The following is a 13,999-nucleotide window of genomic DNA, read 5'->3' as shown; positions in this document are numbered from 1 at the left end:
CCACGGGGGCGAGAACCGTCCGGTCACCTACGTAGGCTTCACACGTGACCGCAGACATCCGCTTCGCCCCCGCCACCGGCATCGGCTCCCTCCCCGGCGGCGACGCCAGAGAGGCCGCCAAGGCCGCCACCGGCTCCTTCGAGGACTTCCCGTTCCTGCCCGAACTGCCCGCCCGCGGCCCCGGCGCCGACATGATCGGCCGTACCGCCGGCATGCTCGTCGAGCTGTACGCGCGCGTGGAGCCCAGCGGCTGGCGGCTCGGGGACCGGCCAGGCCGGGACACCAAGCGGGCCCGGTCCTGGCTGGGGGAGGACCTCGACGCGCTGGAGGAGTTCACCCAGGGGTACGAGGGACAGGTGAAGGTGCAGGCCGTCGGGCCCTGGACGCTCGCCGCCGCGCTGGAACTGCGCAACGGCGAGGTCGCCCTCTCCGACCCCGGCGCCTGCCGGGACCTCGCCGCCTCACTCGCGGAGGGGCTGCGGCTGCACCTGGAGGAGGTCCGCAAGAGGATCCCCGGCGCGCAGATCGTGCTCCAGCTCGACGAGCCCTCCCTCATCGCCGTGCTGCGGGGGCACGTGAGGTCCGCCAGTGGCTACCGGACCCACCGGGCCGTCGACCGGCAGGTCGTCGAGGCCGGCCTGCGCGATGTCGTCGGGGTTCACGCGGGCGGCCCCGTCGTGGTCCACTCGTGCGCACCGGATGTCCCCTTCGCCCTGCTGCGGAGGGCGGGCGCGGCGGCGGTCTCCTTCGACTTCTCGCTCCTCACCGAGCGTGACGACGACGCGATCGGGGAGGCGGTGGAAGGGGGGACGAGGCTCTTCGCCGGTGTCGTGCCCGGCACGGACACGGCATTGTCAGACCCTGCCGGTAGCGTCATGGGTGTCAGGACGCTGTGGCGCAGGCTGGGGCTGCATCCGGGACTTCTCGCGGAGGCGGTCACGGTCACTCCGTCGTGCGGACTCGCGGGGGCCTCCCCCGAGTACGCGCGCAAGGCTCTCGCCCACTGCGTCCAGGCGGCGAGATCCCTCGCGGACAACCCAGAGTAACGGGAGGACAACACGGTGGCCGGCGACAAGCAAGCGGAGACGACGGTGCCCTCGGAGGCACGGGAGAAGCACGCGCAGCTCGCTGAGCAGATCGAGGAGCACCGCTTCCGGTACTACGTGAACGACGCGCCGGTCATCAGCGACGCCGACTTCGACAAGCTCCTGCGCTCCCTGGAGGCGCTGGAGGAGGAGTACCCCGAGCTGCGCACCCCCGACTCGCCGACTCAGAAGGTCGCGGGGGCGTACGAGACCGAGTTCACGTCCGTCCAGCACCGCTCCCGGATGCTCTCCCTGGACAACGCTTTCAGTGACGAGGAGCTGGCGGCCTGGGCGGAGCGGGTGGCCAAGGACGTCGGCACCACCGACTACCACCTGCTGTGCGAGCTCAAGGTCGACGGGCTTGCCGTCAACCTCACCTACGAGCACGGCCGCCTCACCCGCGCGGCGACCCGCGGCGACGGCCGCACCGGCGAGGACATCACGCCCAACGTCCGCACCATCACCGAGATCCCGGACCGCCTCACCGGCGACAAGGTCCCCGACCTCGTGGAGATCCGCGGCGAGGTCTACTTCCCGATGGAGAAGTTCGAGGAGCTCAACGCCCGTCTCGTCGAGGCCGGCGACAAGCCCTTCGCCAACCCGCGCAACGCGGCGGCCGGTTCGCTGCGCCAGAAGGACCCGCGCGTCACCGCCACGCGCCCCCTCCACATGGTCGTGCACGGCATCGGCGCCCTGGAGGGCTTCGACGGCATGACCCGTCTCTCCCAGGCGTACGACCTCCTCAAGTCCTGGGGCCTGCCCACCGCCAAGCACAACAAGGTGGTCGACGGCCTCGACGGCGTCCGGGAGTTCATCGCGTACTTCGGCGAGAACCGGCACTCCGTGGAGCACGAGATCGACGGGGCCGTCGTCAAGCTGGACGAGATCCCGCTCCAGGGCCGCCTCGGCTCGACCTCCCGCGCCCCGCGCTGGGCGATCGCGTACAAGTACGCGCCGGAGGAGGTCAACACCAAGCTGATCAACATCCGCGTGGGCGTGGGCCGTACGGGCCGGGTCACGCCGTACGCCCAGGTGGAGCCGGTGACGGTGGCCGGCTCCGAGGTCGAGTTCGCCACCCTGCACAACCAGGACGTCGTCAAGCTCAAGGGCGTCCTCATCGGCGACACCGTGGTGCTGCGCAAGGCCGGTGACGTCATCCCCGAGATCCTCGGCCCGGTCGTCGACCTGCGCGACGGCAGCGAGCGCGAGTTCGTGATGCCGGCCGAGTGCCCCGAGTGCGGCACCGCGCTGCGGCCCATGAAGGAGGGCGACGTCGACCTGCGCTGCCCCAACGCCCGCACCTGCCCCGCCCAGCTGCGTGAACGCCTGTTCTACCTGGCGGGCCGCAAGTCGCTGGACATCGAGCACTTCGGGTACGTGGCCGCGGCCGCGCTCACCAAGCCGCTGGAGCCCTCGGACCCGCCGCTGGCCGACGAGGGCGACCTGTTCGACCTCACCATCGAACAGCTGCTGCCCATCAAGGCGTACGTCCTCGACCAGGACAGCGGTCTGCCCAAGCGGGATCCGAAGACCGGCGAGGAGAAGGTCGCCACGGTCTTCGCCAACCAGCAGGGCGAGCCCAAGAAGAACGCGGTGGCCATGCTGGACAACATCGCGGCCGCCAAGGACCGCCCGCTCGCCCGCGTCCTGACCGGCCTGTCCATCCGCCACGTCGGCCCGGTCGCCGCCGAGGCCCTCGCGCGCAACTTCCGCTCCATCGACCGCATCGAGCAGGCGAGCGAGGAGGAGCTGGCGAACACCGACGGCGTCGGCTCGATCATCGCGAAGTCCCTCAAGGAGTGGTTCGCGGAGGACTGGCACCAGGAGATCCTGCGCAAGTGGAAGGCCGCGGGTGTGCGCATGGAGGAGGAGGGCTCGGGGGAGGACGAGGGCCCGCGTCCCCTCGAAGGGCTCACCGTCGTCGTCACCGGCACCCTGGAGCGCTTCACCCGCGACGGCGCCAAGGAGGCCCTGCAGACCAGAGGGGCGAAAGTAACCGGTTCGGTTTCTAAGAAGACGTCATTCGTCGTCGTAGGTGACAATCCTGGTTCCAAGTACGACAAGGCGATGCAACTCAAGGTGCCAGTTCTGAACGAGGACGGCTTCGACGTCCTGCTGGAACAGGGTCCGGAAGCAGCCACCGATGTGGCGCTTCCCACGGAGGAGTAGCGGAAAGCGGCGGTTGAACGCCACCCGATCGGCGCATACCAGATGCATACGGGTGGCCGGGGCGCATTCGGGCAACCGTCGACGACCGCTGCCCGTGGAAGCCTTCTGCGGCCTAATGTTGAGATGTGCGCCTGCCGTGCCCAGCTGCGGTCGGGGCATTCCCTTGCTCCTGAAGAGCAAGGGGAAGGGTTTTCCAACGCGGCGCCGTCGAGGGTTTTGTCGGGCGAACGAGCCGCGTGGCGTGGGCACCGCCGGCTGTGAGAGGGACGGGAATGGAACCGACCGAGAGCGCCGCCCCGGACTCACGGCTGCGCCGGCTCACCGGCGCATGGGCGAGCCGGTGGGCCGGGCGGCCTTCGGAGCGTCCGGGCGCGGAGGGACGGGTCGCCGGACAGTACACCGCGGCCGGCGGCCCCGGTGCCGCACAGCTCACCGCCGAGCGCGCCCCCGGCGGCCCGGACGCCGAACCCGACCGGCAGCTCTCCTGGCCCGCACTGCCCACGGCCCTCGTCGCGGCGGCCGGATTCGTCCTGGGCGCGGGCTTCTACCGGGCGTTCACCGGCGGCCACGCCCTCTTCCCGTCCGGCACCGTCGGCTGGTCGCTGGCCGTGCTGACCGGCGTCATCGTCGGCCACCTCGTCGCCCTCGGACGGGCCCGCTGGTGGGGCGGCACCGGCTCGGGCGCCGCCCTGACCCTCGCGGTCCTGCTGCTGTACGGCTGGGTGCCCGCCGGCATGGTCAGCCTCACCGTCGTCCTGCTGGTCGGCATAGCCAGGCGCCACCGCTGGCGGCAGGGCATCCTGCACGGCGCGGTGGACATCCTCGGCATAGGCACCGGCGCCCTGGTCCTCGCCGCGTTCGGTCAGTCGCCGTCCGTCGAGACCCCCTGGAACCCCGACACCTGGTCCTTCTACACCGGCCCCGAGGTGGTCCTGGTCGCCATGGCCTACCTCGCGGTCACCCGGGCCCTGGGCTGGTACCTGCACTCCTCCCGCCACGGCCTGCCCACCGTGGCCCGCACCGCCCTCGTCAGACAGGGCCTGGTCGCGGTCGCACTGCTCGGCATCGCCCCGCTGGTCTGCGTGGTCGCCGCCGCCAAGCCCCTGCTGCTCCCGCTGTTCGCGATCCCCCTCATCGCCCTCGACTCCACCCTGTGGATGGCCCGGGCCCGCGCCGAGGAGCAGCTGCGCGACCCGCTGACCGGACTGCCCAACCGGCAGTGGCTCCTGGAGCGCATCTGGACCGCACTGGACGACGCCGAGCGCATCGGCGCCCGGTCCGCCCTGATGCTCATCGACCTCGACCGCTTCCGCTCGGTCAACGACACCCTGGGCCACCTCGCCGGTGACCGGCTGCTCCTCCAGATCGCCGACCGGCTGCGGATCGCCCTGCCGCGCGGGGCGGAGGCGGCACGGCTCGGCGGCGACGAGTTCGCCGTCTTACTGCCGGTCGCCGACTCCACGACCTCCGCGTCCCGGGTCGCCCGCAACCTGGTCGCCGCCCTCAGCTCCCCGCTCGACCTCGACGGCCTCACCCTCGTCCTGGAGGCCAGCGCCGGCGTCGCCGTCTTCCCCGACCACGCCCTGGACGCCGAGGGGCTGCTGCGGCGGGCGGACGTGGCGATGTACCAGGCCAAGCGGGACCGTACGGGCGTAGAGGTCTACGAGTCCAAGCGGGACTCCAACACCCCCGACCGGCTCGGCCTCCTCGGCGATCTGCGCCGGGCGCTGGACGCGCACGACGTGCAGCTGCACTACCAGCCCAAGGTCCGCTTCGACGGCCAGGTCGCGGGACTCGAGGCCCTGGTGCGCTGGGTGCACCCGGAGCGCGGGAAGGTCCCGCCGGACGAGTTCATCGCCATCGCCGAGTCGTCCGGGCTGATGCCCCACCTCACCGAGTACGTCCTCGACACGGCCCTCGCCCAGGTCGCCGAGTGGCGGGCCCAGGGCCTGCACGTCCCGGTCGCGGTCAACGTCTCCCCGCGTGACGTCCACACCCCGGGCTTCGCCGGCTCGGTCGCCGCGCGCCTCGCCCGGCACGGCGTCCCTGCGGGCGCCCTCCAGCTGGAGATCACCGAGCACGTCCTGCTCGAGGACCCCTCGCGGGCCGCGGACACCCTCGCCGCGCTGACCGGGCACGGCGTGAAGATGTCCCTGGACGACTTCGGCACCGGCTACTCCTCCCTGGTCCACCTGCGCCGCCTCCCCGTCAGCGAACTGAAGATCGACCGCTCCTTCGTGGCCAAGCTGGCCGTCGACACCGAGGACGCGGAGATCGTCCGCTGCACGGTCGACCTCGCCCACTCCCTGGGCCTCCTGGTCGTGGCCGAGGGCGTCGAGGACGACGAGACCTGGGAGCGGCTGCGCGACATGGGCTGCGACGCCGTACAGGGCTGGCTGGTCGCGGCGGCGATGCCGCCGGAGGAGACGACGGCGTGGCTCCTGGCGCGCGGGTCGCGCGGCTGGCAGCGGCCGAGGGCGGCGCTGCCCGCGGCGGAGTGACCCGTCCAGGCATCCTTTGGCGCGGTATGGGCACCGCCCGTTGCCGCCGGCTGCGGGAAACCGTTTAACGGCCATCCGGCCGGGACCCATAGGATTGGGGCTAGCCGTCACATTCCCGTCTGTCGCGCGACGCCTGGCACGCACGCTCGCCGCGTTGCCGAACCGGCCACGTGGCTCCGCCACGAAGCCGCTCCGGCGCCTTGCGATCGCACGCACCAGACGCCGCGCGACCCGCCCTTCGGACGGACGACGGGAATGTGACGGCCAGCCCCGCCCCAAACCACACGCACTCACCCCAGAGGATCGCTGCATGCCTGGCATCACGCGCGAGGAGGTCGCCCACCTCGCACGGCTGGCGCGTCTGGAGCTGAAGCCCGAAGAGCTCGAGCACTTCGCGGGACAGCTGGACGACATCATCGGCGCGGTCGCACGCGTCAGTGAGGTCGCCGACCAAGACGTACCGCCGACCTCGCACCCGCTCCCGCTGACGAACGTCATGCGGGCGGACGAGGTCCGTCCGTCGCTCACCCCCGAGCAGGCGCTCTCCGGCGCCCCGGCCCAGGAGCAGCAGCGTTTCAAGGTGCCGCAGATCCTGGGGGAGGACTAACCGCCATGACGGACAACGTCAACATCATCAAGCTGACCGCCGCCGAGACCGCCGCGAAAATCGCGTCCGGTGAGCTCACGGCCGTGCAGGTCGCCGAGGCCCACCTGGCCCGGATCGAGGCCGTCGACGAGAAGGTGCACGCCTTCCTGCACGTCGACCGCGAGGGCGCCCTCGCGCAGGCCCGCGCCGTCGACGAGAAGCGGGAGCGGGGCGAGAAGCTCGGCCCGCTCGCCGGCGTCCCGCTCGCGCTGAAGGACATCTTCACCACCGAGGGCATCCCGACGACCGTCGGTTCGAAGATCCTCGAGGGCTGGATCCCGCCGTACGACGCGACCCTCACCAAGCGGCTCAAGGCCGCCGACGTGGTCATTCTCGGCAAGACCAACATGGACGAGTTCGCCATGGGGTCGTCGACCGAGAACAGCGCCTACGGCCCGACCGGCAACCCCTGGGACCTCACCCGGATCCCGGGCGGCTCCGGCGGCGGCTCCTCCGCCGCGCTGGCCGCGCACATGGCCCCGCTCGCCATCGGCACCGACACCGGCGGCTCCATCCGCCAGCCGGCCGCCGTCACCGGCACGGTCGGTGTGAAGCCGACGTACGGCGCGGTCTCCCGCTACGGCATGGTCGCCTTCTCCTCCTCCCTCGACCAGGGCGGTCCCTGCGCCCGTACGGTCCTGGACGCGGCCCTGCTCCACGAGGTCATCGCCGGGCACGACCCGCTGGACTCCACCTCCATCGACGCCCCGGTCCCGCCGGTCGTCGAGGCCGCCCGCAACGGCAGCGTCGAGGGCATGCGCGTGGGTGTCGTCAAGCAGTTCCGCGGCGAGGGCTACCAGGCCGGTGTCATCCAGCGCTTCGACGAGTCGGTCGCCCTCCTCAAGGAACTGGGCGCCGAGATCGTCGAGCTGGACTGCCCGTCCTTCGACCTGGCGCTGTCCGCGTACTACCTGATCGCGCCCTCGGAGTGCTCCTCCAACCTCGCCCGCTTCGACGGCCTGCGCTACGGCCTGCGGACCGGCGACGACGGCACGCACTCCGCCGAGGAGGTCACCTCCCTCACCCGTGAGGCGGGCTTCGGCCCCGAGGTCAAGCGCCGGATCATGCTCGGTACGTACGCCCTCTCCAGCGGGTACTACGACGCCTACTACGGCTCCGCGCAGAAGGTCCGCACGCTCATCACGCGCGACTTCGAGAAGGCCTTCGAGCAGGTCGACGTGATCGTCTCCCCGACGACCCCGACCACCGCCTTCCCGATCGGCGAGCGCGCCGACGACCCGATGGCGATGTACCTGGCCGACCTGTGCACCATCCCGACCAACCTGGCGGGCAACTCGGCCATGTCGCTGCCCTGCGGTCTGGCCCCGGAGGACAACCTCCCGGTCGGTCTGCAGATCATCGCCCCGGCCCTGAAGGACGACCGGCTCTACAAGGTCGGCGCCGCCGTCGAGGCCGCCTTCGTGGAAAGGTGGGGCCACCCGCTCCTGGAGGAGGCACCGTCGCTGTGAGCAAGCTGACCAAGGCGAAGGACTTCAAGAAGTCCAAGTCCGGCACGTACCTGTCCATCGCCACCACGGCGTTCGGCGCCATCGGTGTCGCCAAGCGACTCAAGAAGGCGCGCGCGGAGAACGACACGCTCGTTCTGGTCGACGCCACCGTGGCCGCCGTCGCCGTCGTCACCGGCCTCGCCGTCCTGTACCGCGAGCTGAAGCGGCTGGGCGACGACGACGTCCTGCTGGGCTGAGAGGGAAGTAACACCGTGACCATCACGACCGACCTGGTGTCGTACGAGGACGCTCTGGCGTCGTACGACCCCGTCATGGGCCTCGAGGTCCATGTCGAACTCGGCACCAAGACCAAGATGTTCTGCGGCTGTTCGACCGAGCTCGGTCAGGACGCCAACACGCAGACCTGCCCCACCTGCCTCGGCCTGCCCGGCGCGCTCCCGGTCGTCAACGCGATCGGCATCGAGTCGGCCATCAAGATCGGTCTCGCGCTGAACTGCGAGATCGCCGAGTGGTGCCGCTTCGCCCGGAAGAACTACTTCTATCCGGACATGCCGAAGAACTTCCAGACCTCCCAGTACGACGAGCCGATCGCCTTCAACGGCTACCTCGACGTCCAGCTGGAGGACGGCGAGACCTTCCGCGTGGAGATCGAGCGCGCCCACATGGAGGAGGACACCGGCAAGTCGACCCACGTGGGCGGCGCGACGGGCCGTATCCACGGCGCCTCGCACTCGCTCCTCGACTACAACCGCGCCGGCATCCCGCTCATCGAGATCGTCACCAAGCCGATCGAGGGCGCCGGCGAGCGCGCTCCCGAGGTCGCGCGGGCGTACGTCCGTGAGCTGCGCGAGGTCATCAAGGCGCTCGGCGTCTCCGAGGCCCGCATGGAGATGGGCCAGATGCGCTGCGACGTGAACCTGTCGCTGCGCCCGCACGGCACCGAGAAGTTCGGCACCCGTTCGGAGACCAAGAACGTCAACTCGCTGCGGTCCGTGGAGCGCGCGGCCCGCTTCGAGATCCAGCGGCACGCGGCCGTCCTGTCGTCCGGCGGGACGATCATCCAGGAGACCCGGCACTTCCACGAGGACACCGGGTCGACGACCTCGGGCCGCGTGAAGGAGGAGGCCGAGGACTACCGGTACTTCCCCGAGCCGGACCTCGTCCCGGTGGCCCCCTCGCGCGAGTGGGTCGAGGAGATCCGGGCCGCTCTGCCCGAGCTGCCGCTGGTGCGCCGCAACCGGCTCGTCGCGGAGTGGGGCATCACGGCCCTGGACATGCAGGCGATCCTGAACGCCGGTGCCCTGGACCTGATCGTCGCCACCATCGACGCCGGCGCGGACGCGGCCTCCGCCCGCAAGTGGTGGATGGGCGAACTCGCCCGCAGCGCCAACGAGTCGGGCAAGTCGCTCGACGAGCTTTCGATCACCCCGGCGCAGGTCGCCCGGGTCACCGAGCTGGTCTCGAAGGGCGACCTGAACGACAAGCTGGCCCGCCAGGTCATCGAAGGCGTCCTCGCGGGCGAAGGCACCCCGGACGAGGTCGTCGACAAGCGCGGTCTGAAGGTCGTCTCCGACGAGGGCGCCCTCGGCACCGCCGTCGACGAGGCCATCGCCGGCAACCCGGGCATCGCCGACAAGATCCGTTCCGGCAAGGTCGCCGCGGCCGGCGCCCTGGTCGGCGCGGTCATGAAGGCCACCCGCGGTCAGGCGGACGCGGCCCGCGTCAAGGAGCTGATCCTGGAGAAGCTGGGCGTCAGCGAGGGCTGAGCCAGAGCGCCGAGTACGGCCCCGGAGGACATGTCCTCCGGGGCCGTACGGCTACTTACGGCGTCCTACGAGCCGTACGAAACCCAGCGCCCGGCCCTCGTCGGCCCGGACCATCTCGCCGACCTCGCGGGCCATCGTGCGGTGGAACTCCTCGGGGCTCTCCTCGGCGATCACCTCGCACCACAGCAGCCAGTCCCGCCAGCCGTCCGGCTGCCAGTCGGCCGTCTCGACCTCGACGGCCCCGCCGCGGGTCCAGTGGCGCCGCCACCAGTCGGCGGTGTGCCAGCACCAGAAGTCGGGCTGCCACCACTGCGCGAGGTGCTCCGGCGGCTCCACGCCGTCGATCTCCTCGCGCAGTGCCGGTACGACGATCCCGATCCGCCCGCCCGGCTTCAACAGCCGGGTCAGCGTGGGCAGATACAGGTCGTTCGTGCCGAAGTACTGGTACGCGTCGATGCTCACGATCGCGTCGAAGCTCGCCTCGGCGAACGGCAGGTCGTGCGCCTCGGTGTGCACGGGCAGCACCCGGTCGGCGAAACCGGCCTCGGCGATGCGCCGCGCGTTGTCGTCGGGCTTGACCCACAGGTCGGCCGCGGTGACCTGGACGTCGTACTCCCTGGCCAGGAAGACCGAGGTCATCGCCCGGCCGCAGCCCAGGTCGAGCACACGGGCACAGGGCCGCAGGGTGTCCAGGCCCAGGGCGGGCGCGAGCCACTCCAGCAGCCACAGCGCGTTCGGGCCCATCTGGTTCTCGATGACCCAGCGGACGTCGTAGCTGTTGCTGCGCGGGTAGCGGGCCTGGGTCAGGCGCCGGGCGAGGTCCTCATTCGAGGTCTTCGAGGTCTTCGATGTCCTCGGGGTGATGTCGTCTGGCATCGGTGAACGGGCTCCTTGAGTCCTGGGAGGCGGAAGGGGATACGGCGGAGCTCGGTCGGACGCTCAAACAACGCACCTGCTTCGGTCGGGGGCCGGACGGGCCCGGAGTCGCTCGGCGGAACACGCTACGCTCGCCCGCCATGAACGGTCCTGCGAATTCCGAGCCATCCGACATACAGGAGGAGTACGACGGTCAGGTGCTGGACGCCCGGCGGGCCCGCTGGACGGCCTCCGGCACGGGCGTGCTGCTGGCCCTCGCCGGCCTGGCCGCGGCCACGCTGCGCGCGGCCGGCTCCGCCCCCGCGCTGGTGCCGGCGGCCTACGCCCTGGGCGCCGTCGTGTGCGCGCTCGCGGCCTTCCTGGGCTCCCGCGGGCGCACCCGCAGAGCGCTGTGGCTGCTGATCGTCGGTGTGATGGTGATGGCGTTGGGCGACCAGTTCGACTGAGGCGCGGCGGGCGTGACAGAGTGACCGTTACTGTCCTGTGATCTGTCTCCCACTCCTGTGAATAAGGGCACGATCGCGATAAACGATCACTTTTGCCTGCGAGAGTGGACTACGCATTGCTCATGCGTTCTTTGCGGGCCGTTCACCTCATGAAGGTCATGAACGACTGTTCCCGGTCAAAGATCCACAATTCACCACCCTGGGAGCACGTTCGTGGCAGCCCTCGCACGCTGGTGTGTCCGACGACGCCTCATCGTCGTCCTCCTGTGGCTCCTCGCCCTCGGCGGCGTGAGCACGGCCGCCGCCGTCGTCGGGTCCGCGTACTCGAACGACTACGAGGTCCCCGGCACCGAGTCGGGCCGCGCCACCCAGCTGCTCCAGGACGGCTTCCCGGACCTCGGCGGTGACAGCGACACGGTCGTCTGGCACGTCAGCTCGGGTTCGGTCCGCGACGCCGACGTCGAGCAGACGATGACCGCGACCCTGGACAAGATCGCGGACCTGCCCGGGGTGACCGCCGTGGTCGGCCCGTACGACGACGCCCGCGGCGGCCTGGTCAGCCCCGACGGGCACACCGCGTACGCCACCGTCACCTTCGCCCACTCCGCCGAGGACATCGACCCGTCCGAGGCGCGGGCCGTGGTGGACACCGCCAAGGACGCCGAGGCCGACGGGCTCCAGGTGGAGCTGGGCGGCAGCGCCGTCGCCCTCACCGAGTCCTCGGGCGGGCATGTCGCCGAGATCGTCGGCGTGCTCGTGGCCGCCCTCGTGCTGTTCCTCGCCTTCGGCTCGCTCGCCGCCTCGCTGCTGCCCATCGCCACCGCCCTGGTCGGCGTGGGCACCGCGTACGCCGGGATCGTGCTGCTCGGGCACGCCATGACCGTCGCCGACTTCGCGCCCATGCTCGGCATGCTGATCGGGCTCGGCGTCGGCATCGACTACGCGCTCTTCATCGTCACCAGACACCGGCGCGGCCTGAAACGCGGGCTGAGCGTCGCCGAGTCCGTGGAGAACGCCGTCAGCACCACCGGGCGCGCGGTCGTCTTCGCCGGTGCCACCGTTTGCATCGCCCTGCTCGGCATGCTGATCCTCCGGCTCGGCTTCCTCAACGGCGTCGCGATCGCCGCCTCCCTGACCGTCGTCCTCACGGTCGCCGCGTCCGTCACCCTGCTGCCCGCCCTGCTCTCCCTCATCGGCATGCGCGCCCTGAGCCGGCGCGAGCGGCGCCGCCTCGCCGAGCACGGGCCCGAGCCGGAACTGCCGACCGGGTTCGCCCACCGCTGGTCCGCGTTCGTGGAACGGCACCCCAAGCTGCTCGGCGCGATCGCCCTGGTGGTGATCACCGTCCTCGCCCTGCCCACCCTGGGCCTGCGCCTCGGCACCTCCGACCAGGGCAACGACCCGCGGTCCGCGACCACCCGGCAGGCCTACGACCTCCTCGCCGAAGGCTTCGGCCCCGGAGTCAACGGCCCGCTCACCCTGGTGACCCGTGTCGACGGCGCCGAGGACAAGCTCCTCCTCGACAACCTCGACGCCACCCTGCGCACCACCGAGGGCATCGCGTCCACCACCCCGGTGACCTACGACACCGGTGGCGATCTCGCCTACTTCACGGTCGTCCCCGACTCCGCCCCGCAGTCCCGGCAGACCAGCGACCTCGTGGACCGGCTGCGCACCGAGGTGCTGCCACGCGCCGAGCACGGCACCTCCCTCGACATCCACGTCGGCGGGATGACCGCCTCCTACGACGACTTCGCGGACGTCATCGTCGGCAAGCTGCCCCTGTTCGTCGGTGTCGTCATCGGCCTGGGCTGTCTGCTGCTCCTGCTCGCGTTCCGCTCCGTCGGCATCCCGCTGAAGGCCGCCGCGATGAACGTGGCCGCCGTCGCCGCCGCCTTCGGAGTGGTCGTGGCGATCTTCCAGTGGGGCTGGGGGAGCGAGCTGCTGGGACTCGGCCGCGCCGGGCCCATCGAGCCCTTCCTGCCCGTGATCATGGTCTCGGTCCTCTTCGGGCTCTCCATGGACTACCAGGTCTTCCTGGTCAGCCGCATGTACGAGGAGTGGCTGGAGACCGGCGACAACCGGCGGGCCGTCCGCGTCGGCCTCGCCGAGACCAGCCGGGTGATCAACTCCGCCGCGGTCATCATGATCTCCGTCTTCCTCGCCTTCGTCCTCAGCGGCGACCGCGTGATCGCCATGTTCGGTATCGCGCTCGCCGCCGCCGTCGCCCTCGACGCCTTCGTCCTGCGCACGCTCCTCGTCCCCGCCCTCATGCATCTGCTCGGCGGCGCCAACTGGTGGCTGCCGGGCTGGCTGGACCGCCGGATGCCCCGCATCAGCATCGAACCTCCCGAGCGCCGCGCCGCGCATGAGAGGCTCACCGACGTCCTGGAGCAGGACGTCGTGCAGCAGATGGAGAGGGAGCGGGACGAGGATGTACGCGACATCCCTGGGTGACGACGGAGCCGAAATGCGGCCCCTGGAGCCGTGGCACGCGGAGGAGTTCCTGGCCAACCTGGAACGGGGCCGTGAGTTCATCGGACGGTTCATCCCCTTCGGCTCCCAGGCCGTCGACGTGGCCTCCGCGCGCGAGACACTCCAGCGGTACGCCCGGATGCGCGCCGACGACACCGGCGGCTACCACGGCATCTGGCTGGACGGAAAGCTCGTCGGCGGAGTCCTCACCCTGAACTTCGACGCCGCGCAGGGCAACTGCGAGGTCGGCTGCTGGCTGGAGCCCGCCGCGACCGGCCGCGGACTGGTCACCCGGGCCATGCGGGTGCTGATCGACTGGGTGGTCGAGGCACGCGGAATCCACCGGGTCGAATGGGTCGCCGCGGCCGGAAACACGCCCAGCATCAACGTCGCCCGGCGCCTCGGGATGACCCGCGACGGAGTCCGCCGTGAGGCGCACCCCTATCGTGGCGTACGGCACGACCTCGAGGTGTGGTCGATTCTCGCCCCCGAGTGGCGTGAGGCACGCGCGCGTGCAGCCCGGAACGATCATTAAGAACCCTCTCAGACAGGATCCGTACGGTGCC

The 13,999-nt window shown here is 71.0% G+C and carries 11 protein-coding genes; 10 read left to right on the top strand and 1 reads right to left on the bottom strand.

Translation table 11 applies throughout. The annotated features are described in order from the left end of the window. The first annotated feature begins 44 nt into the window (after positions 1 to 44). The 7 genes from ACFYZ8_RS10530 to gatB all read left to right on the top strand — a co-directional run bounded on the left by ACFYZ8_RS10530 (position 45) and on the right by gatB (position 9,636). A complete protein-coding gene (locus ACFYZ8_RS10530; RefSeq protein ID WP_359030930.1) occupies positions 45 to 1,046 on the top strand; it encodes a methionine synthase in 1,002 nt (333 codons plus the stop codon). A gap of 15 nt (positions 1,047 to 1,061) precedes the next feature. After that, positions 1,062 to 3,254 carry an NAD-dependent DNA ligase LigA gene (gene ligA, locus ACFYZ8_RS10525; RefSeq protein WP_359030931.1) on the top strand — a complete coding sequence of 731 codons (2,193 nt, stop codon included), beginning with the start codon at positions 1,062 to 1,064 and terminating at the stop codon, positions 3,252 to 3,254. A gap of 272 nt (positions 3,255 to 3,526) precedes the next feature. After that, on the top strand, positions 3,527 to 5,755 hold the full coding sequence (locus ACFYZ8_RS10520) for a bifunctional diguanylate cyclase/phosphodiesterase (protein WP_359030932.1): 2,229 nt from the start codon (positions 3,527 to 3,529) through the stop codon (positions 5,753 to 5,755). Positions 5,756 to 6,065: 310 nt separating this feature from the next. Continuing rightward, positions 6,066 to 6,362: an Asp-tRNA(Asn)/Glu-tRNA(Gln) amidotransferase subunit GatC gene (gene gatC / locus ACFYZ8_RS10515; RefSeq protein ID WP_007384860.1), complete on the top strand. Its 297-nt coding sequence runs from the start codon at positions 6,066 to 6,068 to the stop codon at positions 6,360 to 6,362. 5 nt (positions 6,363 to 6,367) lie between these two features. Next, entirely contained in the window at positions 6,368 to 7,870 is a 1,503-nt protein-coding gene (gene gatA, locus ACFYZ8_RS10510; RefSeq protein WP_359030933.1) for an Asp-tRNA(Asn)/Glu-tRNA(Gln) amidotransferase subunit GatA, read from the top strand. Further along, positions 7,867 to 8,106 (top strand): hypothetical protein, encoded by a 240-nt coding sequence (locus ACFYZ8_RS10505; RefSeq protein WP_330264301.1) that lies wholly within the window; start codon positions 7,867 to 7,869, stop codon positions 8,104 to 8,106. The genes gatA and ACFYZ8_RS10505 overlap by 4 nt, the downstream gene beginning before the upstream one ends. Positions 8,107 to 8,121: 15 nt before the next feature. Next, positions 8,122 to 9,636, top strand: a complete 1,515-nt coding sequence (gatB, locus tag ACFYZ8_RS10500) for an Asp-tRNA(Asn)/Glu-tRNA(Gln) amidotransferase subunit GatB (protein ID WP_359030934.1) — start codon at positions 8,122 to 8,124, stop codon at positions 9,634 to 9,636. Between the two features lie 51 nt (positions 9,637 to 9,687). Here the strand turns inward: gatB and ACFYZ8_RS10495 are convergent, their stop codons facing one another. Beyond that, positions 9,688 to 10,512 (bottom strand): methyltransferase domain-containing protein, encoded by an 825-nt coding sequence (locus tag ACFYZ8_RS10495; RefSeq protein WP_388534210.1) that lies wholly within the window; start codon positions 10,510 to 10,512, stop codon positions 9,688 to 9,690. 140 nt (positions 10,513 to 10,652) lie between these two features. Between ACFYZ8_RS10495 and ACFYZ8_RS10490 the strand changes: the two genes are divergently transcribed. The 3 genes from ACFYZ8_RS10490 (at position 10,653) to ACFYZ8_RS10480 (ending at position 13,968) form a co-directional block, all read left to right on the top strand. Further along, positions 10,653 to 10,958 (top strand): hypothetical protein, encoded by a 306-nt coding sequence (locus ACFYZ8_RS10490; protein WP_388534208.1) that lies wholly within the window; start codon positions 10,653 to 10,655, stop codon positions 10,956 to 10,958. 213 nt (positions 10,959 to 11,171) lie between these two features. Beyond that, positions 11,172 to 13,415, top strand: coding sequence for an MMPL family transporter (locus tag ACFYZ8_RS10485; RefSeq protein WP_388534205.1), 2,244 nt, complete (start codon positions 11,172 to 11,174; stop codon positions 13,413 to 13,415). Then, positions 13,393 to 13,968, top strand: coding sequence for a GNAT family protein (locus ACFYZ8_RS10480; protein WP_359030938.1), 576 nt, complete (start codon positions 13,393 to 13,395; stop codon positions 13,966 to 13,968). Before ACFYZ8_RS10485 ends, ACFYZ8_RS10480 begins: the two co-directional genes overlap by 23 nt. The last annotated feature ends 31 nt before the right edge of the window (positions 13,969 to 13,999 follow it).

The organism is Streptomyces sp. NPDC001668 (genome assembly GCF_042893155.1).
In the GTDB taxonomy this organism is placed as follows: domain Bacteria; phylum Actinomycetota; class Actinomycetes; order Streptomycetales; family Streptomycetaceae; genus Streptomyces.
The sequence above is the reverse complement of the archived record's forward strand: the minus strand, read 5'-3'. Positions and strand labels throughout refer to the sequence as shown.